We start from the raw sequence: 24,632 nt of genomic DNA, 5'->3' as shown, positions 1-24,632 counted from the left end.
CCTTGTGATGTTTACCTTATAAAAATATTATAAATATAAAATAATTTATAAGGAGGGTATGAATTGGGGGGTCATTTTTGCATCCGAGGCATGCAATGTTTTGTATCTCCCTGTTGTGATTGATTCGTTGGTGGATTTAGTCCATCGGGGAATCTGGGTTGTGTGTTTATGGTACAATCGTAGGAGGATTATGGAAGAGTCAAGGGGAGAAGATGATGGAGTGGTTTTTGAACACCGTGGGTGTTGTATGGGGTTTATTTCTGGCCCTCGTGGGTTTGTCCTTTCTTGTGTTCATACATGAAATGGGGCACTATTTATTTGCTCGTCGTTGTGGTGTTTTCGTGTATGAGTTTGCAGTCGGTTTTGGTCCGCGGGTTTGGTCTAGGCGTAATCGTAAGAGTGGTACAATTTGGAGTTTCCGTGCTATCCCCCTTGGTGGTTTTGTCCGCATGTTGGGTTCGATGGAGGCGGAGGATACACAGCCCTCTATTTCTGTAGGCAGTAGGATATACATACGGGTTGATGATGAGGGTAGGGTAGACACCCTTTATCTCTATGATCCAGGGGAAACGGAAAAAAGGGAATTAGGTAAGGGGTCCTTTACGTGGTATGAAGGGATGGTACGAGCTGTTGATTTTAAGGATTCCATGACGATTTCTTTGGATGTTCAGGAGAAGGGGACTTCATCCCCCAGGTCCTTTCCCGTTCTCGTCGGGGCGGGGGTATATTCCGGCTCAGGATCTGATAAAACGTTGGTACGTGTCGTGCCCCCCCACCTCCGATATGATGCAAAGGGCAGGGGCAAGAGGGTTCTGGTCTCTTTTGCAGGTCCCCTGTTCAATATTTTGCTTGCGATTCCTTTGCTTTTTTTCTATACGGGTGTATCAGACAAGGATCGGTTGTTTTTTGATGATGTATTGGACAGCAGTCCGGCGATGAGGGCAGGGATTCAGCCGGGTGATGCCCTGGAGAAGGTAAGCAATTTTGAGGTTATGGGGAGACGTTTTTCCCAAAATGCCTATGTAAAGGCTCTGGGAAAAAATGAGCCCATGATTCTGACGGTCAGGGGTGCTGATGATCAGAGACGTGATGTAGAGCTCATTCCTAAACCATTGCAAGAGGGCAGGAAAATTTCTTCCTTCTCGGGGATGATGTCGGAAATTGGGGTTACGTATGATTTTCGGCCGCAAACCATTAGATGGTTGGATATACCCCGGATCAGTTTTGCGCATGCTGCTTGGATGGCCGAGAGTACGTGGGATAGTATCGTTGGAATTTTCACGAAGGGTATTCCCTTGTATGGTCCTGAACGTAAGGGTGGAGGACCCCTTTTGGTTATAAAAATGTTGGTTGATAGTACGAAGAGCCTGAACGCTTTTCTCTATATTTTGGCGAACCTGAGTTTTGTTTTGGCCTTTTTCAATCTCATTCCGTTTATTCCCGTACTGGATGGGGGGAGGATATTTCTTCTATTGATCGAGGCTATACGGAGGAAACCAAACACCCCCAGGGTTGAGATGGTTCTTGCGGCTTTGGGTTTCTTCCTTATGATTTTGTTTTTTGTTTATGTGTCCATTGGTGATATTATACACCTCGTAAATCAGTTCATGAGTTAAATTAAAATATTATTTTATAATAAAATTGATATTGTATGTATGGTTAGGCATTACATCATAGGGAGTCATATTTTGTACTCCCCCTGTAAAATTGAATAGGCCCCCGATACAATGGATATAGGTGCTCGATGGTTAGGCGGGGGAGATCTCTTTCCGTGGGGGTTGGTGTGATGAGGGGAAAATTTTTGTTTGAGCTGATACCGGAGTCGTCGTTTTTATTAGCTTCAGAAAAACGGCGAAGGGGGATATGATTTGCGCTGGGCATTTTATTGAACATACCGGGTTGAATAGGGGGGATCACTGTTGGATCATCATTTGATTTCTTGTCCTCCAGTAGCCTCCGTAGGTCCCATTGTAGGTGTATCATTTTTGGGGTGGGTCCCCGTCCTAATGGTGTACGGGGACCCATTGTGGTATTAATTTTTGTTACTGTTGCATCATAGTTGGGAGGTACCGCTGCAAAATTTGTAAGATCTTTTGTATGCTTATGTTATTTGAATAGTCTTGGTAGTTTCCTCCAGGGTATGATCCGGGGGATCCGGGGGGTCCGGGGGATCCGGGAGATCCGGGAGATCCGGGGGATCCGGGAGATCCGGGAGATCCGGGGGATCCGAGAGATCCGGGGGATCCGAGAGATCCGGGGCATGATCCCGTTGTTACGGAATTGATGCCTTGTCCCAGAGGCATCATCATCATACCAGGACAGGAGGCATGCGATTCAGGTGTCGAGGAGGGAATGAAGATTGACACCCCGGCGAGGGCAAGACTGGCTATGGTTTTATACATGTATCCTGTGATATTTTTGTTTTTCATGGCGAGCATACCTCCCCGGTATTGTCTATATTTTGGTTGTAAATTTGTCGTCCGTTGTATGTCTTGTTTGTTTTTGATTGTTGATTACATTATAGGGTTATTATTTTACTTGTAAATATATATGTTACTCATTCAATAGGATGAATTCAGTGGGGGATGTCAGCGTGGGTTCGAGGACGTGATTGTAATGTTTAGGGGCACGGTAGGACTGTGTCTGTGGTTTTCATTGTATTATTATATTTTTATAATTTCTATGTATTATTTTATCCATACAGGATATAAATTCGGAATAGTGCAATTGATATATGGGCACCTTGTGTATCGTTGTTCATAGATTGTGGACGATGCCACGATAGTGGGATCACCATCCCCGGATGATTCCCTTTGCAGACGTAGGAGGGTGTGTTCTAGGGACGTGTGCGTTTGATTCTTCCTTAGTCTTCGTTTGGGTTCTCTGGTTTTTCCGGATTATTCTTGAGTTTTCGTTTGTGTTCTCTGGTTTCTCCGGATTATTCTTGCACGTACTAGGTGATTTTCTAATTCCCTATCCCAGTCATTCCCACCGTTGCATGCGTATGGGCAGGCGAATGTTCCAAGCTTTACCTGGCACGAAATGTTTTAGGGTTGTGCAGAGTAAGGGGGTAAGTATGGTAGGGGGGATGGAATGAAAGGGAACCATCGAGGATCGTTTGTTCTTTCTGTAGTAGTGATGCTCTTTTTTGTTATCCTATTCCATATTTTAATTCGTACTTTTGTGTTTTCGGTGTCTTCGGTTACAGGTGAGTCCATGCAGCCCACCTTTCCCAGGGGGGATGGTAGTGAACAGGTAGTTGTCAATCATATGGCCTACAGATTAGGTTCCCCTGAGCATTGTGACGTAGTGGTATTTCGTCCACCTGGAAAAGAAGGAAAACTCACCAAACAGGATAGGATGAAACTGAATTTTTTTCATCGCATCGTATCCATTTTCAATGACGACCGTTATTTTATAAAGAGAGTAATTGCTACTGAAAATAATAAGGTGGTTGTTGATGAAAGTAGTAATGTTTATGTGAACGGAAAGCGTCGTATAGAGAATTTTGTTACCCCCCCTGATCCTTACCGTTATGCTGAACGTGTAGGGACGGAGGTTCCCCCGAATCACATATTCGTTATGGGTGATCATCGTGACAATAGTGAGGATAGTCGCCACTTAGGGCCCATACCCATAGAAAATGTAGAGGGTCGTGTGGACTTGCAACTCTGGCCTTTGTCCAAGTTTGGTTTTCTCGACAATTCCAAGTGTACAGGGCAGTGAGTGGTTACAATCTCGTCCAATGGTTGTGGGGGGATGGTGGGCTTTTTTTTCCGTGATCCATTGTGTTTTATCATGGTAGGGGAGGATCCTGGGGTCAGATATTTCTGGGGTTTTGGGGGATTTGGGATTGGGATGTTGGGCCGCCGTATCCATCCAGGGTCAGGGCCTATATACATAAGGGGGTATTTCGTTTCCCGTTTGATCTCGGTAGGGATCGACCCTATGCAGGACCCCTATGGATTTTTCTAACGAGGGCAGGTATTCTAGAGACGAGGTAGAGAGGGAGAATTTTCTGGGGGTATAATGAGAGGAAGGTCTTAGTAAAAAATGCGTATGCGCCAATCTTTTGTACCCACCCTGCGCACTGTGGGCGACGCCAGTATGGCCAGTCATCGCCTCCTGTTACAGGCTGGGTACATTCGTCAAATTGCGGCGGGAATTTATGCTTATCTACCCTTGGCACAGAGGGTTTTGCGGTCTATTTCTGAGGTGATCAGGGAGGAAATGGACGAGATCGGTGGTCAGGAACTCGGTCTACCGGTGTTACATCCCGCTTCTCTGTGGCAAGAGACGGGTCGTTACGAGGCTTATGGTCCGGAATTGATGCGTTATACAGATCGTCATCATCGCCCTTTTGTTCTTGGTCCTACCCATGAGGAAATCATCACCAGTTTAGTGAGGGATGCTGTCTCTTCCTATAAGAGGTTGCCCTTGTTGTTGTACCAGTTGCAAACCAAATTTCGTGATGAAGCGCGACCCCGTTCAGGCCTTCTTCGTGGTCGTGAATTTTGGATGAAGGATGCCTACTCTTTTCACGCAGATGCTGATTCTCTCCTGGTGACCTATAATGATGTATTATCTGCCTATCAACGTATGTTCTCGCGCTGTTGTCTCGATGTTCGGGTGGTAGAGGCCGATGCAGGTTCTATTGGGGGCAATCAAACACATGAATTTTTGGTGCCTTCCACGGCAGGGGAGGATAGCATGGTGATCTGTTCTCAGTGCGCCTACGCTGCCAACATAGAACAGGCATCCGTAAAGCCGATTGTTCCTGAGGAAGGGGAGGGAGATAGATCTCCTTCTCCTCTCCCTCCCAGGGATAGTTTTCCTACACCAGGTTGCCAGACGATTGAAGATCTTTCTCGGTGGTTGAAAATGCCAACCTGTCGTTTGGTGAAAAGTTTATTGTTTATGGCAGATGATAAGCCTGTTCTTGCTGTTTTGCGTGGGGATCGTTCGTTGAATCCTTTGAAATTGCAGAAACATTGTCAATCCAATACATGTGAGATGGTAGATAAAGCTACCCTTCAGAGCCTGGTAGGTGTATCTCCCGGTTCGATTGGTCCTGTGGGATTACCGGAGAATATATCCATCGTCATTGATCAGGAACTATTAGCTTTCCCCAGCTGGATCGTGGGTGCTAATGTGGAGGGGGTGCACTTTTGTTTTGTTTATGTAGGGCGTGATCTTCCCGCTGGTCGGTATGAGGTTGCGGATTTGAGGATGGTAGAGGAGGGGGATGCCTGTCCACAGTGTGGGAATCCCCTACAGTTGGAACGTGGGATCGAGATTGGACATATTTTTCAGTTAGAGACACGTTATAGTGAGCCGATGCAGGCTACATTTTTGGATGTGGAAGGTAAAAAACGCCCCTTTTGGATGGGGTGTTACGGCATTGGTGTATCCCGTCTCCTGGCGGCTGTGGTGGAGCAGCATCACGATGAGAAGGGTATATGTTGGCCGCCCCCCATAGCTCCATATCGTATTCATATAGTTGTTGTCAATTCCAGGCAGGAAATACAGGCTGATCTCGGGGAGACCATTTATGCGGGTTTGCGTGAACGGGGTATTTCGGCCCTATTGGATGATCGTTGGGAACGGGCGGGTGTGAAATTCAATGATGCAGATTTATTGGGTATGCCTTTACAAATTGTCATTGGTTCCGGGGCAAAGGATGGAAAAATAGAATATAAGATTCGTCGTACGGGGGAGAGGGGAGAAATTGCCTGGGGGGATCTATGGGATCAATTCCCTCTTTTGGAAAAGAAGGCTTTGCCCGTTGGATAGGTCTCCTGCTGATGAATGAAAGAAATACAGGGCAGACGGTATATCCCTAGGGAGCTGTCTGTCTTGTTGCAGCATATTTTAGGGGGTTTCTCTCTTTCTTGTTGATGCCTCCTTGTTTTCAATTTTTGGGGGAACATTTCCCCTAAACCCTGCAGTGGTAGCATCCTATCTATCCCATTATTTTTCTGAATTTACAATAAATTAGTGATGAAAGGATAACTGGGGTTTCCGTGCGCGCAGTGGAATTAGGCCATAGTAGTAACGATGAAACCTTGTAATAGAGGTAGAGCAAGGGGGGCTGATTCATTCTGATGAGGACGGTAAGGGGTTGGCTGAGATGCCCGCCCTGTTCGACAATGGCTATCCCAAATCCATCCATACCTGGCGTGTTCCCCTCTCATTTTCTCATGTCTGGTCTATTCTGAGGTAAAAAATGAAGTAAACTTTATAAATATAAGGTATATCCATCCGAAGATACAAAACAGAAACGGTGTCATAATGAAATGTTATTATGTTACCAATTGTTTTATCAAAAGGTGAGACTAGATTTATAGATGGAGCATTCCCCATAAGAAATTGCACGGTCCCAAAAATCCATGCTAAAGAGTCGTCGTTCATCTATCCGCTATGAACAGCGTAGACCCGGATTGTAAAACGATCGTGTTTTTAATACCATTTATTAATATTTTATTTTTTATATATATTTACTTTCCTTTGATTGTGTTGAAAAAGGGTAGTAGGGTAGTTATCTTAGTGTAATTTTACAATGTTAAAATATTAAAATAAATCCATAAAAAATGTAATTTTTCATGGATTTTTTATATCTACTATGACACAGTATCATGGATCAGAAAACGCTCCCGGGGGCGTTGTACAGGCAGTACGAAGTACAAGGAACCCTAAGGACTACCTATTTTGGGGAAGTGATGCTGTATTTGGCGGTTACGTAACTTCCTTCTTTTTCGGATCGGGATACCGTTGACACTGGGGATTTCACAACGGTCCGATTTTCGGGTTTCTCTGGTGTTTTTTTTATTCTGGTTTCCTTTTCCCTTCTGGGGGATACTCATCGATCAACGAAACCGTAACGCCTCGTAGATCTTGTTTTTTTATATCTTATGTGAAATAATGTCGGTAATTGGAAAGTCACCTCCGGGGGTGATTCATGAGTGGTTCAAGGAGCTTAGAATTGTCCAGTTCCTGGAAGTAGTATCGTATTTTGAAAGCAATCTGAAGTAAAAGGGGTAGAAAGAATAGGAGGGGTTTAGGTATAAATAATTACAACTTTTTTAATATTACAACACTAATGATATTGGTGGGGGCTTGTTTCAACTGTGGTAGTTGATATTAAAATGAAAAGTTACAATAATATACAACTGTCATCATTATTGATAGGGGGGTGGTAGGTTGAAGATTGTTTTTTAGGTTGGTTTCCTTCAAATAAAATTTTATCATTATGAATTGAATTCCGCATACGATCCATTCTGCATGTGCGGGGTGGAATAAGGGAGGTTTATTGGATATGAATAGAGGTTCTAGATGGTTTGGGGGCTCGTTTTGTGTGATTTTTCTGTTGGCTATTCCCTTTCAGGGGGAGGCATTGGGGACGGAGATGGTGGGGAATTCGGATATGGGGGAACCTGGACGGATCCAACAAGGGACACTACAAACAGCGGCATGGCCGGAACAGTTGGATAGGTATGATTCCCATTCCGGTGGGGAGAAGCAAGGGCAGGGATCTGTTGATAATACGGCCGATGTGGGACATGGATCTCCAGGGAATCGTGTTCGTATAGATCGGGACACGAACCAAAGTATGGTGTCGACCCGGGAGGGGATTCCTCTTATTGATAGTGATAGTTCTAGGAGGGAAAAGAGGGGAGTTATCGGAGCCGGGTTGGGATTTGTAGGGGCCGGGTTCATTCTATACCAGTTGTATGAGTTGGTGAGCAATGAGGTCGGGAGGTACCCGGGAATCAAACTGGAAATACAAGCAGAGAAAGCAAGGATTGGGATGCTGAATAGGGAAAGGGAGTCCATTGGGGAGAAGACGGAAGCAACTAAAGTGACACAGGGTTTGGGGGGTACGGGAAAGGCCGATATGGATAGGGAAATCGAGGCTAAGGAGAGGGAAATATTGGCAAGGGAATTCGAGATTAGGGATCTGAATAGGGAAAAGGATTTCCTAGGGAAAAGATTCTACATAAATCAGGAAATAGAAGCCCTAAGGACGAGGCTTGGGATGCTTGGTCAATATAAGGGGGAGGTTAATGGAGATAGGGTAAGAGAGGGGGTAATAGCGCAGGGGGATGGTGTGTATCAGGAGAGGGAAGTAGATAGTACCCCTGTTTCAGGGGATGCCCCGCGAGCAGACGGGGAATTGGGTAGTGCAAGTGAGATGATCATAGGTAATTCTCCCCCCTCCTCATCGGAGTTGATAGAGAGACCCGATATTGATCAGGAAATTAGCATAGGGGAAGCGAGGATTAGAATGCTAGATGATAATGGTAAAATTACAGAATATATAAAGTATATTGATCAGGGTATAGATTCTAGAATGGAAATTATCGAAATATTGAGAAGAGATATAAAGAAAATAAGGGATGGGGAAATCGAATGGTTGGGGAAGACCGTACAGGGAGACAGGGAGGACAATAGGATACGGGAGGATATGGAAAATCGGAAGATCCGACTCGATTGGGAAGTTGCACAAGCAGAGGGGGATCTGAGGAATGCAGAGGCTGTTCAGTCTAGGTGGAATGTTATTAAATTTATATTTGAGGTAATTGGGTCCATTCCCCCGACGGCTATGATACCATGAATTTCATGCATAGCCCTTAGTTAAGATCGATTGTTAATTCCATTAGGGATAATGGCTCGATTTGGTGTTGGTTCCCTGGGAAATCCTTCTCTGTTGTGTTGGCCCTTCTCACCCCATTCCAGTTTCCACGATCGTTTAGGTCCCTATTCCGATCATGGGAATTGGGGTTCCAGTAATCCCCTCAAGTGGATTTTCTACTAAAGTTGTCGTTTTACTGCCCTCCGTCAGGATGAGAGTCAGCTCCCCTGCCCCGAGGCCCTCCCCATCATAAGGGGTTTCATAAGGCTACTATGGGTTGGTTCTACTCCGTGCACGGTTCCTCCCAAGTTATACTTTGGTTTTTAGTACGCTTGATAGGGGGTACGGTCTTTGTCCCCCCCCATGTACGGACCCCCCCCCCTCAGGTTTCGTATAAGATCACGGATGGTGGGGGGGTTCCTTCCCCCCCACCCCCAACGTCTTGTTACACCGCATTGCTGCCCCGATATCGTAGGTAGGTTGTCCCCTGTGACTTCCCCCCTGATGTGTTGTCGCTATCCCTTGGTTTTGCTGTGAATGGTCCCATTCGATGCATTATCGAACGGCTCATTCTTGTTGAGCTTCCTAAGTTCCATCGGATGGGGTGTTATAGTCCTTTCTTTTTCTAGATCGCTCATCATCGGAGTGTTTTTTTATAACCAACAGCCTTGTTTTTCATCCTTTCCTCATTAATTTTAAATATAAATAATATGTGTATTGTAAAGAAAAGATATTCTTATTTTCATCTCGGTGTTCAACACTAGATTCCCAAGTAACAAATATAAAAAAATATGGAAAATTTTCATATTGCATATGATTCAATATTATTTCTGCTCTCTTTCCAATCTCCATGATTCATGATGTCCCCCGATCCCCCCTTTTTTCGCTGTTGTTGGTGACGATGAGGATAGAAAAGAGCTGTTATCTGGCCCCTTTTTCAATTTTCTGGGTGAGATTGGATGAAGGGTGATCCTGCATAGGATTTTTCATATTATTTTTTATGGTTTTCGGAACAAGGATGGGTGTTGATGACGATCAGGGACACCGATGGTAGATCCTATGAGCGAAAATTTTTGGAAACCTGATTCCAGATGCCCAACATTATAGGGTACCGTGTTCAACATAAAGAATCTCCCAGGCGCTACGCACGCTATCCTTGTTCTATCAACTATGTAAATGGATACTTTTTTCCTTTGCCGCTACGAATCCCCAGATAGGTGGTATTTGTCTGAATGGTGGGTTCTGTGTAGGAGGCGAAGATTCATGAGTCCAGGCAATATATCCTATTGGAACATAAGATGATTAGGAAGTGGGAATCCCCCTAAGGCCGGGTATTCCCACTTCGTTTGCTTTGCCGAAGTCCCCAATGATACATCGTTTGTTTGTAAGGAAACGAGTTCTTTCAATAGAAGGAGGTCCTAACGGAAGCAGGGATCTTCCAGAACAAACTGGGAATTGGTATTCTGTAACTGTGGAATCAAGAAGGTAGTAGTAGAGGGCTTCCGTGGGTATCTAAGATACGCTTTCTATAGCCATTCCTGATGATTTTGTGGCATTTCCCGTCGTTCCCCTGATCGTTTTTTTGCCCTATATATTCATCTTTTTTCTCGCAAAATGGGAGTTGGTGGAGTAGTGTAAGTATAGAATGATATAACATAAGGATAAGAAAAAAATGACAGTAATTTATTATTATTTTTTACAAATCAAGGTAGGATCAATAGTTAGTAAATATATAGAAAAGAAGGGGATAGGGTCAGGATCCAAATATATATTTTATTTTTTAATAAAATAAAATATTGTACATAAGAATCTATGAAGGAAATACCGGGGATGATGGGAATCCTTCTTGAGAGCTTTGTCTAGGAATTCACACCTACAACGGGATGCCGTCTCATCCCCAGGAAACAATTGTGAACCCTGTCCACTGCACTTAGCATTATCACATTTATTTATTAGTAAATAGTATATAATAATTTATTTAAAGCACGAAAGCTAGGATCGTTGTACCTGGATGATCAGTATGTACATCCATACTTTGGATCCGACACCCTTGGTAGGATATTTGAATATAAATATAAGTGAATCATAAATTCTATATATAGTCATTTGTGACATAAAAAATAAAATTTAAGGTTTTTATATTGAATATATAACATTTCCTTTGCGCTCGTGCCTCTGCCCACAAGAAATAATTGTGGATCTTTCTTTTGTTTGTGGTATAACGAGACCAACGAATGCAATGGATGTATCGGGTGCAGCAGATAACACAGGGTCTATGGGTATAATTAGTAGTACGGGGACTGTGTATAGGGACCACCAGATCGGGTTTAAAGACAAATTCAACTGAATATTTTTTTAATAATATTGGACGATTTAATTTATATATTCGGTTGTCATCAGAATATTTTTGGGGTAATTCCATTATTTATTATTTGGTATAATAGATTATCGATATAAAAAAATATTTTTAATTAAAATTGGGAGGTATAAATTGAATTACGAATTCAAACGACGTCGACGTAGGGGTTATGGAGGGAATAATATATTTAATATATTTTTTCCTATTGTGAAGGTCAATGACAAAAGAAAACGGAGAATACGAGAACCAGAAACATCACATATGTGTGGGGCGCTTGGTGTTACGGGATTTGTGGGGCCAACAGAACCTTCAGGGCAATCCATTCTGGGAACCACGGGTTCTACCATGGAATCTGTGGAATCCCTGCAAACGACCGACAGCGGGACTTTCCGGTTGTGTTCTCGCTGTTCCGGTGATGTTATTTTTGTAAATCGTACCATTCCCATCAATACGACAGATATCGTTAATGGAACTGCTATTTCCCTATCTCCACCCTGTATTCTTTTGGCCCCCTCCCAGCAATATTTGGTGGAGGCGCATATGAACGCGGTTTCTCTCGAGTCTCCTTTTTTGTCATTTGCTTTTCAACTGGATGGTAATTCACTACCCCAGAGTATTTTTTCTACAATGATGGGCGTAGCGGCGATTTCTAATTCCTTTATCGTAAATTCTGGTTCTGGGGTCAATAGACTTTGCGCTATCAATAATGGTTCTAGTCCCATTGGCATTGTCTCGGCCATTATCACCGTTGTAAAAATATCTTAGTTTTCCACTATTTTGGGGTTGTTGTTTGAGGTGTAATATTTTATATTTTATTTTTAATATTCAACTCATCTTTTTATCTTCAAACTCGTGAGGGATGTGATTCTTTTGCATAAATGGTGCTGATGTACATGTATTTTGCAAACAATGCATGGGTGGTATTAATGAAAACAATATAAAATATATTTTGATATTTTATTTAAATTAAAAATTTTTATTGTAATCTATTTTTTTGCCTTCATTGCCCGTGCTACTCTTGATTTTACTGTGCATTCCTTATCTTGAGGGCTTGAAAAACGATTCCTTATAAAGGGGGGTCTTCGGACCTTAATGGTTACGAGACCAGGAGGGCTTAGGGGGGACCACCCGTGGTAACCAAAACGAATGAGAAGATGGACCCTAATTTACCACGCCCCCCTTCTAAAATAAATGAAGTGGAACTGATTGGTTTGAAGGAAATGGAATCAGGATACAGGAGTATGAGAACCATCGGATTTGTATTTAAATCTGTTGTTGAAAAACCCTCTCACCCGAAACCAAATGTTCCTGTGGGGGGTAATCCCGCGGAGAGGGACAAGAAGTTTCTTATAGTGGGTTTCAGTAACTATTACCTTCATAGGATTGATAACGGTTTTATGGGGGAGAAAAAATTGTGCGATTAAGTCTATATTACGCTAAAAATTTCGTGTTTGTACGATGTAATCGGAATCTTTGCAAACGGGGCAGGGGAAAACGTAAGGCTTTATAAATCATCAACGAATGCTTCCGCAGATAATACTGCATTAATTTATTTTTTATTTTATTATGAAAAAATAGTGTAAATTTTACATATTTAATTATTTCTTTAAATTATTGAATTTAAAAATAAATTAAAATATAGGATTAACTGTGAGGATCTAATAATATGGTACTTACTGTAGTATGCATAATTGTTTCTACTACTACATTGAGTATAGACGCTGTACTGGGTCCATTCCGGAACCCTTCCCTGATATTCAATCAACCCAATTCCATTGGATATTAGGAGGTTCCCTCATACCCAGCTCAACGCATGTTTCTGTTTATGAAAAAAATACTTTTTTACGAATATATTAGCAAAATGAGGATAATGAGTTCTCTGTTCTTGTGGGGGATCCCATAGAGGATATCCTCTCCTGTAAAAATAAATAAATTTAACCATTAACTATAAAATACATAATGCATTCACAATAGAGGGCAAGTGTCAGGATATGCAATCAATACGTTTCTAATTATAAAAATTTCATGAAAAAAATTAAAAGATTGTGATCTTACCGAAAAAAATAGCAAGGGTAAGAGTGGTGGCCTACTTCAATGAAGGGGTCCTGTGGGGGGGTGTACATTTGCTAAGCAATGTGCTGCCAAACCCCTGAAGGAAGAGAAGGGACCCTGCGCACCACGGATAAGTCTTTATTCAACAGCAAAACAGAGGGACAAAATGGAGCAACCAATATTACAGGGAAAAAGGTAATATTCGTGAGTGATACCGCTTTTTTGGTTGTAATCTTCCCCCTGGTTGATTTTCTTGGGTTTCCCATCGTCCGGAAATCATATCATCGTAGTGAATTATAACTATATGACATACATAATAAGAGTTAAAATTACAAAATAATTTAAAAATTATAATAAAACATAAAAAATTACTGTAAATGGCAATCATGTAAAAAAATGAAAGTCATACCCATACTCAGGGTAGTTTGGTTTCCCTGAAAATAAATGTAAGAATATTCTTTTTTTAGTGTGAAGATAGGAGATACGTGGCAGGGATAGCGAATTCCCCCACGCGGACACAGAGTGACTGTCCACCCCACTGAGTTTTTTTGCCTGCTCTGGGTTGAAATTTTGATACACGGAATCAATCACCCTTTGGAATGAATCAAGGGTAGGATAACAGCTCACTCCATTCGTATAACGTCTAGCCTCTCTGTGATTTCTTTCTAAGGAACCCGCTGTACGATTCTGAACAGCATCCGCTAGGTCGTAATCAGGATACGTTGTTACATCATCAAAGGAAGCTCATAGACCTTCAACGAGCTTCGGCAAATTGGATTGATAATCATCACTAGAGCGTATCAAGCCGTGAAGAGCCTCTTTTTTGTCAAGAACATGAAAAACGTCTTGATAAATCCGGCCTCGTATGGGTTTCCACTTTACTCTCTTTTTTCTCTGTCTATCCTTTCTGAAGGTCTGGTAAAGATTCACCATTTTGTGGAACTGACACCCTTGAAAACCTGCTTTGGGATATACCTGGCTCAGCGCCTTTCTAATTCCCTTATGACCATCAGCAATAAAAAGGGTATCAGGACCCATCCGTAAACCACGGTCGTAAACATTTTAGAGGGCCTCATGCCAAGTTTCAGCTGTTTCGGGGAGATTTACCAAACTTGATAAAACCCCATCTGTTTTTATCCCTGATGTATTTTTCCTACTTGCTTTTATGATATAGACAGCTGCTATCCCGAATCTGTGAACGGGTTTGTAGTAGGCATCCGCCTTTACGGTCCTAATTTCATGCGAGTTTCTTACGGGTTCCTTATTGAATCCCCTATTCCCTTCCTTTAGATGTCCCATAAGTAATCTTGACACAGTGGAGTATGGGATTTTTGATCACAGAATATCGTTCGACAATTTGGATATTTTTTTATGGACATATCAGCCTTACGTAAGGAGGAAAGAATATCTGTACACGACTTTGTACATTTTTTGTAGGGTTTAGTAACCGCAGATCGGAAATGCCCTTTTCTTGGCTGGGGGTCATAGTAAACCACAATTCCTTTGCTGGTGCGTTTTTTACGTTTTTTATAACCATTTCGGGCTACTTTTGGGAAATCGGGACCCCTTTGGTGTTTCTCCCGGCCACCTAAAATTTGTTTTTTAAACTGATAATTGGCTATAAAAGTATAAGACCTTCCCATGGAACCAGGAGCCCATTCGGAATCTCCCTCGATCTCTTCCACTACATGGGGGATGGATTCCTGTAGCTATAATCCCTTCTGTTCATAATGTTGTATACGTTCTTCCATCCTTTTTTCCATTCTGTCTATATCCAAGTCAATTGGAATCATAAAACCAACCTTTCCTATATTAAGCTTTTCATTTCAAAAAACCAAGCGGTTGTCCTCTATACATTTTCCCACTCTTGTCTTGTATTTCCCTTTTCTATCTCACCTAACCCCATTGATCATCATGCATATCATGGAGGATCCAGAAAGGATCACGGAACAGAGTTTTTGAGTAAAGGATCGACTGTTTCCTAAGGGCAATCGGAATTGCGTATGTAAAAGTGAGAAGGACTATAGGATCGCATAGGGCTACATAAGGGCAACGACAGTAATAGAACCTCCTCCCCACAGGGAGGGGGGGATAAAGGAAAGCCATGCAGCGGCTCCATTCTGGAGACCCCACGATGGGGAAGCCAGGTACCATTACACAATGAGCCGGGCCAACACAAACAACAGCGATGAGTTGGGGGGGAGGAAGGGGGAAAGGAACAAAAACACAAGGGAATCAAAACAAAAGATCAAGGGACTAAAGGCAAAAACGGAGACCAAAAACAGGGAGGGGGGAGAGATTTAGTTTCTACTGAGATTCCCGTTTCGTGTAGGGGGGACGTTTTGCTGACCTATGGATTCCTCCATAGGGAACCCCCTGATTAAAATAAAATTATCCTGAAGATATATCTAACCGCGATCCGTGAAAAAACACCCCTATAACGCCCTTTGTGCTATTTACAATCTGATTTAACAATAAATTTCTATATATTTATTAACAATATAAAAACAATTTTTAATCGAAAAGGCGCAAATAGAGGATTTTTAGGGACTACAAACTATCCACTCTTGAATTTTACAGCGGAAAGTGGGATATCACCTATTCGTGTGATCATAGATGGGGTTCATTTTCTCTAATTATAGCAAAATATCCTGATAAGTTTTATACTATTTTGTAGTATCACCATATATGAATATGATTTTTATATTCAATTTTTTGCTGTTCTCCTTCATTTTGTGTAAAAGCCTACTAAGCAATTTGGTTTATGGATCCATAGGTTATTTCCCCCGGTAGTGGCACCATTCATATAACATTTGAATATAGATGATGTGTATAACATTGTGATATATACCCCAATTACAATGTTGTTGGCCCGTTACCATACCTGGGGAGGTATTGAGATTGTGAACGAATTGGGTGCTAAGGGACAGGGGGATAGCAGTTTACGATGAGAGCGAAAAGATATAAACCGAATTGTAAACCTAAACAACGGCGTAATTGTTCTCCAGCATCCAAACCTAAATGCATGGTAGGTTATTGCTGCGCCCGTGCCAGTAAAACTGTCAGTATTACTTATCCTGTTGTAAAAATTTGCCGCGGCACGGGTGCAACAGGTGCAACGGGTCCCTGTTGTTGCTCTCCTGGTTCTAGGGGACCAACAGGTGCAACAGGCGCAACAGGTGCAACGGGTCCCTGTTGTTGCTCTCCTGGTTCTAGGGGACCAACAGGTGCAACAGGCGCAACAGGTGCAACGGGTCTTTGCTGTTGCTCGTCTGGTCCTACGGGATCAACAGGTGCAACAGGTGTGACAGGTGTGACAGGTGTGACAGGTGTGACAGGTGTGACAGGTGTGACAGGTGTGACAGGTGTGACAGGTGTGACAGGTGTGACAGGTGTGACAGGTGTGACAGGTGTGACAGGTGTGACAGGTGTGACAGGTGTGACAGGTGTGACAGGTGTGACAGGTGTGACGGGGACGACGGGTGTGACAGGTGTGACAGGTGTGACAGGTGTGACGGGGACGACGGGTGTGACAGGGACGACAGGTGCAACAGGTATAACAGGTGCAACAGGTGTGACAGGTGCAACAGGTGCAACAGGTGTGACAGGTGTGACAGGTGTGACAGGTGTGACAGGTGTGACAGGTGTGACAGGTGTGACAGGTGTGACAGGTGTGACGGGGACGACGGGTGTGACAGGTGTGACAGGTGTGACAGGTGTGACAGGTGTGACAGGTGTGACAGGTCTCATGGGAACGACTGGTGCCACGGGGGCGACAGGGGTGATGGGAACGACGGGGGCGACAGGTGTGACGGGGACGATGGGTGTAACAGGTCTCATGGGAACGACTGGTGCCACGGGGGCGACAGGGGTGATGGGAACGACGGGGGCGACGGGTGTGACAGGGACGACGGGGACGACAGGGGCAACGGGGAGGAAAGGGCCAATGGGATGCATGGGATGCATGGGGCCCCCTGGCCCTACAGGACCCCCGGGCCCCCTGGAAACGGCCAATAATGGAACCTTTCGATTGTCAGCTGATAGGCCCGGTATCATCGTACCGGTAAATTGTACCATCCCCATTGAGGTAGCAAACATTACCAACGGTACTGCTGTCTCCCTATCTTCCCCTTGCATTCTCCTAGCCCCTAGCCAACAATATTTGGTGACGGCGTATATCAACGCAACTTCCCCTGAGGGTCAACTCATGTCCTTCGCTTTCCGATTGGATGACAATCCAATTCCGCAGAGCGTTTTTTATTCTGCGACAACGGATGTGGCGGCAGTTTCCAATTCCTTTATTGTAAATTCTGGTCCTGGGGTTAATGAACTTTGCGCTATCAACTACGGTGTTAGTTCCATTGGTGTCATCACAATTATCGTTACTGTTGTGAAGGTGGCCTAGCCTTCCATCCATTTTGTCGGTTGTTAGGGTGTTGGGTAAAGGGTACGAAATGGAATCATACTGGGTGATCATCCATGCATACCCATCCTGGTTTTTATCTTTGCTATTCCACAGTCATAGCATAAATATTTACTGAATAAATCCATTTTGGGGAAACTTTTATTTTTAAGTAAATAATATTATGATTATTCTATGGTAAATAAAATAAAATTAATAATAATATTAATAAAATTAAAAAGTAATCTTATTATGGTAATTTGTAGTCAAAAATCACAACCCTCTGTAAGAGTAAATATGAAAATTTAGTGCTGACAGTTATTTTCTGTTGAACCCCCAAAATCATAGGGGGTAATGGCGATTGGTTTCTATTTCGCTCCTTTTGCGTATGCCAAACGAGTCGACACAAAGTCGGATTTTATTTTTTACTTAAATTTTATGTAGTTTCAGTTATTGGTACTTCCTTCCTTCTCTCCCTGATCTTTTTTGGAGGATAACGGACGACCTAGGATCAATGATAAGCTAACCCCTTTACCATCATGGCCCGTGTCACCCTTATCTTACCACGTATTTTCATCTTGGCGGTACGGAAATAATGGGTCCGGACATAATTTTTTATAGAAGAACAACCATCCTCCACAGCCGTACGGTGTCCTCTTTTTTTTAGTACTCCGGGTGTCCCGATTTGTTCTGTATGTTTCGCCATTGAATAGACCTCATCCGTGGTGTTCATAATTCTTGCCCCCCTCTTCAGAGATTTGGTAGCATATTGCCCGGTCCATTTACATTTTCCGTATGTTCTTCCATTGCGAGCGGTTCAACCTCCGGTTTTTGGTTCACCATTTCAAAATCTGTCCTGTGGGGGTACAGAGCAGGATCCATCTCCATTTTTTGTATAGTAATCCCCACCACGTTCATGTTTCATAATCGGTTCGTTTTCTTAGGCCCGTGACGATCCCTTTCCCCCTGTATCCCAATTCATCAACCGGTGCCATAATCTCTCCCCACCCCGCAGAGTGTTGGCGGCTACAATCATACCAATGGGGAAATCTATTTTGGGAATACCGGGGGACGTTCAAAGGGTTGTTTCGCCCCTGTTTTTCCTATCTGTGCATTCCTCCATCTTTACCATCTACATGATTCAGACCACTTCCATAATCCTGTTTAGGTCTTCAGCTGGGACTCGTTTCATAAATTCTCCTGTGCTTGGGGGGTGTTAGGTTTCCCCAACTTCCATGACAATATTCCCTATTATAATGTCCTATGAATACAACATATTTCATGTATAATTATTTTAAATAACAAAAATATTAAAAAAATGTACTTTTGTAGTATTTATGATAGGATTCGATGTATGCATTGTGGTTGGGTGATCGAACAGGTGTATTTGTTCTTGATGGATTCCTCTCGCTCCCATGAATTCATGAAGCTCATGCTGGATGTCCATCTTCCAGAGTTGGGTTGTTATTTTCTGTTCGTAGGCCCTGGGGGAAGGCGAGAGGGAATGATGCCCCCTTCCCCGATAGCGCGGAGAAGTCCTTCCCTGCCTACGGAGACGATACATCTTTCTGTGGTGGACCATAATGCCCTCCCTTTTTCTCAGTTTGCATGCGAGTTTTCGATCACTGTAGTCATCAAACTTATTTTCCTCCAAGTGTGGGGATTACAATATCCATGACTTGTTGATCACTTATTTTTTTCCCCTGCTCTCTTCACAAGGCATGTCCGGGGATGTCTCCCCCTTTCCTTTGCTTTTTTATGGTGCATACGAACCACTTTTGGCCTATGTTGGATGAACGTCCCCCAGGGAACCTACTGGTAAAAACGTCTATCCAGGGATTTTTTGTGTTATTCCCTTTCCGAATAACCCTACTAAAGCATATAGTCGTCCTATGTGAAACAATGGGCATGAATTCCTGACTGTATGACGTTTTTTATGTTTTTCTATCCTCATTGCCTGCTTTAGAATTGTTGAATCGTGTTCCTCTTAGGAACGTTTTCCATCAAATTATTGTATCCCTTTGTTTGTAATCGGTAAAAATCCTTTTTTCGCAGTGGATTTGTGATGGAGTCCGGTGTTTTAGCTGTTCGCTTATTTTATCCAGCTGATACCTTCAAACCGTGTTGTCTACATAATTCGAACAGGTTTTGTACGTTGCAAGAACTTTCTTTTTACTAGGCCCTTACATCGATACCTTGGGAATCCATAGCTTAGACGTCCTAACCCCACCTGAATTTGTGGGGACTCATCATCGCCAATATCAGTCTGGTATCCTTCCTTGTGCTAACAGCAATGTTGTGCTATTTAGATACCTGGACAACATGTTGTCACCACGAACCTGCCCCCACCGAATCTTGCCGTCTTCGCCGCTGGAGGTGGGCTTGCTGTTGATGGGAACGTTTACCTATAAAAATAACGTATGTACACTAATGGATCTGCTTATCATTGAACCCAGGTCGTTCATTATCTTCAAAAGAAGATCAGGGAAAGGAGGATAAGACAACCCATAACTACATAGAATTTAATATATATAATATTTAAATAAAAAATAAAATTCGACTTCATGTCGGTTTCTTTGGTGTGCGCAAAAGGGGCGAGATAGGAACCGGTTCCTATGATCCCACGGTGATTTCGGTGGTTCAACAAAAAATAACCGATCGTATTAAATCTTCAGGTGCAATTCCCCAGGAAGGGGGTACCTTTCCACCCCTAAGCACCTACGCCGGAAATACTCAAACAAACTATTTTTATAATCATTAACAATATAAACATTTACCGAAAACATCATTTAATATATAAAAATATTCTAACAAGTTTGATACCTTTTTCGCGGTAGCACCACTACTATACTCTCCCTAGAATATCTCGGAATACAATAGGAAGTAATTTCAATCTAGGTAAATGGTAAACACAGAACCCTATCACGGGATACTTCGATTCCCAGAACTGAATTCTCACAGATTCGATGTGCGTTCAAGATCCAAATTTCCCTTCCCAAAGGGGATCGGGTGGGGTAGAGTGTGTATGATGGGTCATCGATATCAACATCCTATGTTCAATATATATGTAGCGGTTAGGGTATTGGTTCAAATTTTACTCCCCTAATGTACATTAAAAAAATTTAAAATTAAATATATTGATTAATATACATATAGATATGAATTTTGGATAGGAATTGTTTTTTATACTATTTTATATTTAATTCAATTATTTAATTATATAATAGAATTTGTTGTATAATCATAAAATAAGGTAGGTAAAATTTATTTTTTTATTTTAATTTCCCTAATTCCCAATTTCTTAATTCTAACAATTACGTGTGAGGCCGGTCTTGTCCGTTCCTGATTCATAAATGAATTAAAATTTATTTAAATTACTTATGCTAGGGAGGATTTTGATGTAAATGGTACTTTGTAAAAAAGCTACGAGAAAGAACTATTTATCCTTTTCGTTATTTTTTCTAGGGGGTTGTATGTATGCTGCGTTGTTTCCTGTTGCGGCGGGAAAACCCCCGCAGGCGTCGTCATCGCAGTCCAGCGGAGAAAACCAGCTACTAGGGACATCAATACAGCAGATACAGGAATTACGACAGTTTGGGAACGTAATGAGTCAACGATTACGACAACTCGAACATTCAATCGGTTACTTTACCCCACAACAACAGGAATGGTTGACCCCTTGGCAAATCAATCAATTGAATCCCCAACAGATACCCCATCTAAAATCATCGAAGGTAGTGAGTCAGTTACTACGGCCCGAATTGATACAACAGCTACATAGACACCAATTAGGATGGCTGGCTCCTTGGCAAATTGAATATTTGACGCCCCAGCAACAGGAGGAACTATCATCGCGGCGGTTATTACAGCAACAGCGATTGAGTAAAATAAGAGAGCTACTGTGGGAGGAATTGCAGGTAGGGGGATTACGATTATATGAGCTGCTGCAACGATTATCCCTTCATAATAAGAGAACCATTGGGTTAGTGCCCCCAAGGGAGGAATCCCGTCTGACGCTGGAACAAAGGGGAGAATTGGTGGGAAGGCTGTTGAAGAAACATCTACCCACTTCCCGTAAAACCGATGGACAGCAAGTTTACCAGGACCCATCCGATGATTCGTCTGACATGATCACAACAGGGCAAGGGGGGGGACAGGGGAACCTGAAAATGATACAGAACCTACTCCATCTCCCTCCGGGGCCATTACAGGAAATGGTACTGGAAATGACCGCCCATTTGACACCACAAGAATTGCAGGTATGGAATCAGATGTGGGAGGGAACGAAACAACCCCTCAGGGGGGAGGGATTCCCTTCGAAACAGGAACCGGGAATACCCTCATCGTCATCGGAGGGGCGGCTGATAGAGGGGAGGGAATCCCCTAGAAGGGAAATTGCATCGGGCATGGAAAAATCGATGCAATCGTCAGATTCGTCAGGATGGCAAGGAGAACGGTCTTGGCCTTCTCTTTCCGAGAAACAACAAAGTAAGGTGGTGGGAAAAACCTCTCTACCTGTGGCGGAAGGGTCCTCTCACGCGCCAGGTGGGAAAGCCATGCAACGTTTAGAACTGCTACGTGAGCTTATCGAGCACGAGTTGGAGCTGGAGAATCCGCAATGGTTACAAAGGATGTTGCATAAAATTTTGGTAGAGGATATGAAAGGAAAACGTTATGCATTACATTCTTCCCCGATGGGGGGAATATCAAGGGGGGAATCAACATCTTCTTCTCCGGGTGGGGAAACAAGGGGACGAGCGTCTGTCTCCATGACGGGAATTCCTTCCTCCCCATTGTTGTCCTTACTACAACCTCCTCCTCCACAGGGGGAAAAGGGGGGAGACGGGGAGGGGATGAAATCATTGCAGTCTTCGCCCTCATCCAGACCACCAGGGGGAACAAAGAAGAAGTCGAAGAAATCTAAGAAAGAAAAATCCCGGGTTTTACCTCCCGACAGGGAAACGGGTGATCAGAGGAATCTCCCCCCACAATTGGAATCCCCGCAGTCGTCATCGCAGGGGGAAAGGGTTGAATCCCCAAGGGGGCCGTCCAAGGTCCCCCTTCCTGGTGACGATAGCATTAGGGAGGGGGTCGTTATCCCCCAAACTGGGGGGGCCCAGGTTTCTTTACCATCTCGTCGTTTCCCATCCGAACATTCGCGGAGGGGGGAGGGAGAATTATCAGGGGAGAAATCTACCCTTCCTCCCCGCGGGGAAAAGGCAGTGGAAAGAGAGATCGTAGTTTCCACAACAGGGAAATCGTCCTCAGTATCGGCATTACCACCGTTACAACCAGGGGGAGCGAAATACTCGGGGGATGGTTCGGGGGTCCCTCCTTCTGACAAGGGTATCGGGGGTAAGAACCTAAAAACCGGGCAAATTTCCTCACAATCTCCTGTTTTATCTGGGAATTTTTTGGGGAAAGAGGGGAAATCAACAGCAATGGGACAATCCCTACCCAAACAACCAAAGGGTCAGAAAAAGAAACCGTCGAGGGGTTTATCATCAGCTCTGTATTCCGACGACGGGGTAGGGGGTCAAGGGGCAGGAGTTTCGATAGTAGCGGGGGGTCCCTCCCCCCCACAACGGCAACTACGGTCGGAGAAATCACAGGGGCGAGTTGGGTTGCTGTCGAACGAAAAAGAGGGAGGAGTTCAGACAGAGGGGGATCCATCATCAACCCCACGTCCCGATCCTAAGGTGGGTCAACGGGGGATAACGGTCCCCACAACGGCAGGAATGTCCCTCCCCCAACCGCAATCGTTATCGAGGGAATTGCAAGGGCGAGAGGGGAAACAGCCTAGGAGGCAAGTGATATCCTCCCCCCGGGAGGGTGATAGGGTTGTCCATCCAAACCTCGCCCCCACGTCGGGGGGGTCCCATCCGTGTTCACGGCGATCAGAGGAACAACCATGGACGAGGGTGGTGAGGTTCCGGGGCCAACGGACTACGGTCCCCCATGGGAGGGAGGAAAGGAGAGGATATCAGGGGGATTCTATCTCCACAGCAGTGCCCCCACATTCGCAATCATTGCAAGGAATAGTCCAGGAACGAAAAGGGGAATCACCGAAGGAGGCAATGTCGATCCCCGGTAAGGAGAGGGGAGTTCAAGAAACAATCGTTCCTATCATTACAACGGCGGCGGGTCCATCCCCCTTGCATACGCAAGCATTGCAGGAGTCACGGGGATCATCGGGGAGGCAACCCACGCCCTTCCCCCCTAGAGACATGGGAGATGGACAGAGACCCGCTATCGTTTCCACGGGGGAGGAACATACTGTACAGTTACAACCGACTAACGGGAAAATGGCATGGGAAACTTTATCGGTACCAGGTCGGGTGCCCTCCTTGCCAAAACCGAATATATCGCAAATGGGATCCGTATCCCCAGGAAATGTGCAGTGGGTACCTTCTCTGCAGCAAGTGCAACCTATTCCCTCCTTGTCATCGCAACCGGTATTCCCTGCACAGGTATTCCCCCCGCAAGTACAACCTGCGCCTTTTCCGCAGATACAGGTGCTATCCCCTTCCCAACCATGGCAGGTACCCCATGTACCCGTGTACCCGGTGTCCCCCCAACAGATGCAGGTGATGGGTCCTCCTCCCCCGCCTGTACAGACGTTATGGCCCCAGGTGCAAACCATGTTCCTCCCACAAACCGAGATGGCGTTTCAGATGCAACAAATGCAACAAATACAACAAATGCAGATGCAGCATGTTCAGCAGATTCATGAAATACGGCAAGTACAGTTGATACAACAAATACAACTACAACAGATGCAAATACAGCGTCCACAGGAATTTTCACGGACCTCGGCCCCGAACAAGGAAAGGGGTATGCGGCGATCCCCCCACGGTTTGTTGGGGCAAGGTTCCCCACCCCTTACCCGGGGGAGTCGTGGTTTTGATGGTGCGTCAGGGGGGGGGCAATTCATCAGGACTCTGTGCTAGTGGGGTCGGGAGCGGGTTGTCCGGTGTTTGCGGTAATGTTCGTGATAGAGCAAAAACGGGAATTTGGAGAGTAAGGGGAGCGAGTAAGGGGGGGGTGGCGAGAAATAGAAAAAATGGTTTGGGGGGAAACAAAGGGGGACCCAAGGTCTTGGTAAAATCAGTTTCTATCGGGTAAAAAATCCCCCCAGGGGAGTTAGTGGGTAAGGTTCGTTATGGAATTCACCCCTCTATCAGGAT

13 protein-coding genes and 1 pseudogene are annotated in these 24,632 nt (G+C 44.1%); 9 read left to right on the top strand and 5 right to left on the bottom strand.

The genetic code is table 11. From position 1 onward, the window contains the following. Nucleotides 1-212 precede the first annotated feature (212 nt). From PPRES148_RS09175 to PPRES148_RS09165, 3 genes are all read left to right on the top strand, one after another. Nucleotides 213-1,616: a M50 family metallopeptidase gene (locus PPRES148_RS09175; RefSeq protein ID WP_149454349.1), complete on the top strand. Its 1,404-nt coding sequence runs from the start codon at nucleotides 213-215 to the stop codon at nucleotides 1,614-1,616. A gap of 1,477 nt (nucleotides 1,617-3,093) precedes the next feature. After that, nucleotides 3,094-3,726 (top strand): signal peptidase I, encoded by a 633-nt coding sequence (gene lepB / locus PPRES148_RS09170; protein ID WP_149454348.1) that lies wholly within the window; start codon nucleotides 3,094-3,096, stop codon nucleotides 3,724-3,726. 327 nt (nucleotides 3,727-4,053) lie between these two features. Continuing rightward, nucleotides 4,054-5,793, top strand: coding sequence for a proline--tRNA ligase (locus PPRES148_RS09165; RefSeq protein WP_149454347.1), 1,740 nt, complete (start codon nucleotides 4,054-4,056; stop codon nucleotides 5,791-5,793). Between the two features lie 169 nt (nucleotides 5,794-5,962). Here PPRES148_RS09165 and PPRES148_RS09160 read toward each other — a convergent pair whose 3' ends face one another. Further along, nucleotides 5,963-6,172, bottom strand: coding sequence for a hypothetical protein (locus PPRES148_RS09160; RefSeq protein WP_149454346.1), 210 nt, complete (start codon nucleotides 6,170-6,172; stop codon nucleotides 5,963-5,965). 1,143 nt (nucleotides 6,173-7,315) lie between these two features. Between PPRES148_RS09160 and PPRES148_RS09155 the strand changes: the two genes are divergently transcribed. From PPRES148_RS09155 to PPRES148_RS09145, 3 genes are all read left to right on the top strand, one after another. Then, nucleotides 7,316-8,614 (top strand): hypothetical protein, encoded by a 1,299-nt coding sequence (locus tag PPRES148_RS09155; RefSeq protein WP_149454345.1) that lies wholly within the window; start codon nucleotides 7,316-7,318, stop codon nucleotides 8,612-8,614. Between the two features lie 2,509 nt (nucleotides 8,615-11,123). Beyond that, nucleotides 11,124-11,756 (top strand): hypothetical protein, encoded by a 633-nt coding sequence (locus PPRES148_RS09150; RefSeq protein ID WP_149454344.1) that lies wholly within the window; start codon nucleotides 11,124-11,126, stop codon nucleotides 11,754-11,756. Nucleotides 11,757-12,121: 365 nt separating this feature from the next. Then, nucleotides 12,122-12,415 carry a hypothetical protein gene (locus PPRES148_RS09145; RefSeq protein ID WP_149454343.1) on the top strand — a complete coding sequence of 98 codons (294 nt, stop codon included), beginning with the start codon at nucleotides 12,122-12,124 and terminating at the stop codon, nucleotides 12,413-12,415. 1,372 nt (nucleotides 12,416-13,787) lie between these two features. On the opposite strand, the gene PPRES148_RS09140 is transcribed toward PPRES148_RS09145, so the two are convergent. Genes PPRES148_RS09140 through PPRES148_RS09130 form a run of 3 tightly spaced genes read right to left on the bottom strand, consistent with a single transcriptional unit; the run spans nucleotide 13,788 to nucleotide 14,728 of the window. Further along, a complete protein-coding gene (locus PPRES148_RS09140; RefSeq protein WP_149454342.1) occupies nucleotides 13,788-14,081 on the bottom strand; it encodes a transposase in 294 nt (97 codons plus the stop codon). Nucleotides 14,082-14,105: 24 nt separating this feature from the next. After that, entirely contained in the window at nucleotides 14,106-14,342 is a 237-nt protein-coding gene (locus PPRES148_RS09135; protein ID WP_149454341.1) for a hypothetical protein, read from the bottom strand. Then, the gene (locus tag PPRES148_RS09130; protein WP_149454340.1) at nucleotides 14,330-14,728 is read right to left on the bottom strand and encodes a transposase; all 399 of its coding nucleotides are present in this window, start codon (nucleotides 14,726-14,728) and stop codon (nucleotides 14,330-14,332) included. The genes PPRES148_RS09135 and PPRES148_RS09130 overlap by 13 nt, the downstream gene beginning before the upstream one ends. A gap of 1,262 nt (nucleotides 14,729-15,990) precedes the next feature. On the opposite strand from PPRES148_RS09130, the pseudogene PPRES148_RS13080 reads away from it, so the two are divergent. Continuing rightward, nucleotides 15,991-17,043: pseudogene (locus tag PPRES148_RS13080) on the top strand (collagen-like exosporium glycoprotein BclA1); the annotation flags it as partial. A 913-nt stretch (nucleotides 17,044-17,956) separates the two neighbouring features. Here the strand turns inward: PPRES148_RS13080 and PPRES148_RS09120 are convergent. Then, complete coding sequence (locus PPRES148_RS09120) at nucleotides 17,957-18,178, bottom strand: hypothetical protein (protein WP_149454338.1); 222 nt, start codon at nucleotides 18,176-18,178, stop codon at nucleotides 17,957-17,959. Between the two features lie 648 nt (nucleotides 18,179-18,826). On the opposite strand from PPRES148_RS09120, the gene PPRES148_RS09115 reads away from it, so the two are divergent. Both PPRES148_RS09115 and PPRES148_RS09110 read left to right on the top strand, forming a co-directional pair. Further along, a complete protein-coding gene (locus PPRES148_RS09115) occupies nucleotides 18,827-19,123 on the top strand; it encodes a hypothetical protein (RefSeq protein WP_223128028.1) in 297 nt (98 codons plus the stop codon). Between the two features lie 1,726 nt (nucleotides 19,124-20,849). Then, nucleotides 20,850-24,395: a hypothetical protein gene (locus PPRES148_RS09110; RefSeq protein ID WP_149454336.1), complete on the top strand. Its 3,546-nt coding sequence runs from the start codon at nucleotides 20,850-20,852 to the stop codon at nucleotides 24,393-24,395. The last annotated feature ends 237 nt before the right edge of the window (nucleotides 24,396-24,632 follow it).

The sequence above is a fragment of the Pasteuria penetrans genome, assembly GCF_900538055.1.
GTDB lineage: Bacteria > Bacillota > Bacilli > Thermoactinomycetales > Thermoactinomycetaceae > Pasteuria > Pasteuria penetrans.
This window is presented reverse-complemented; position numbering and strand designations above follow the sequence as displayed.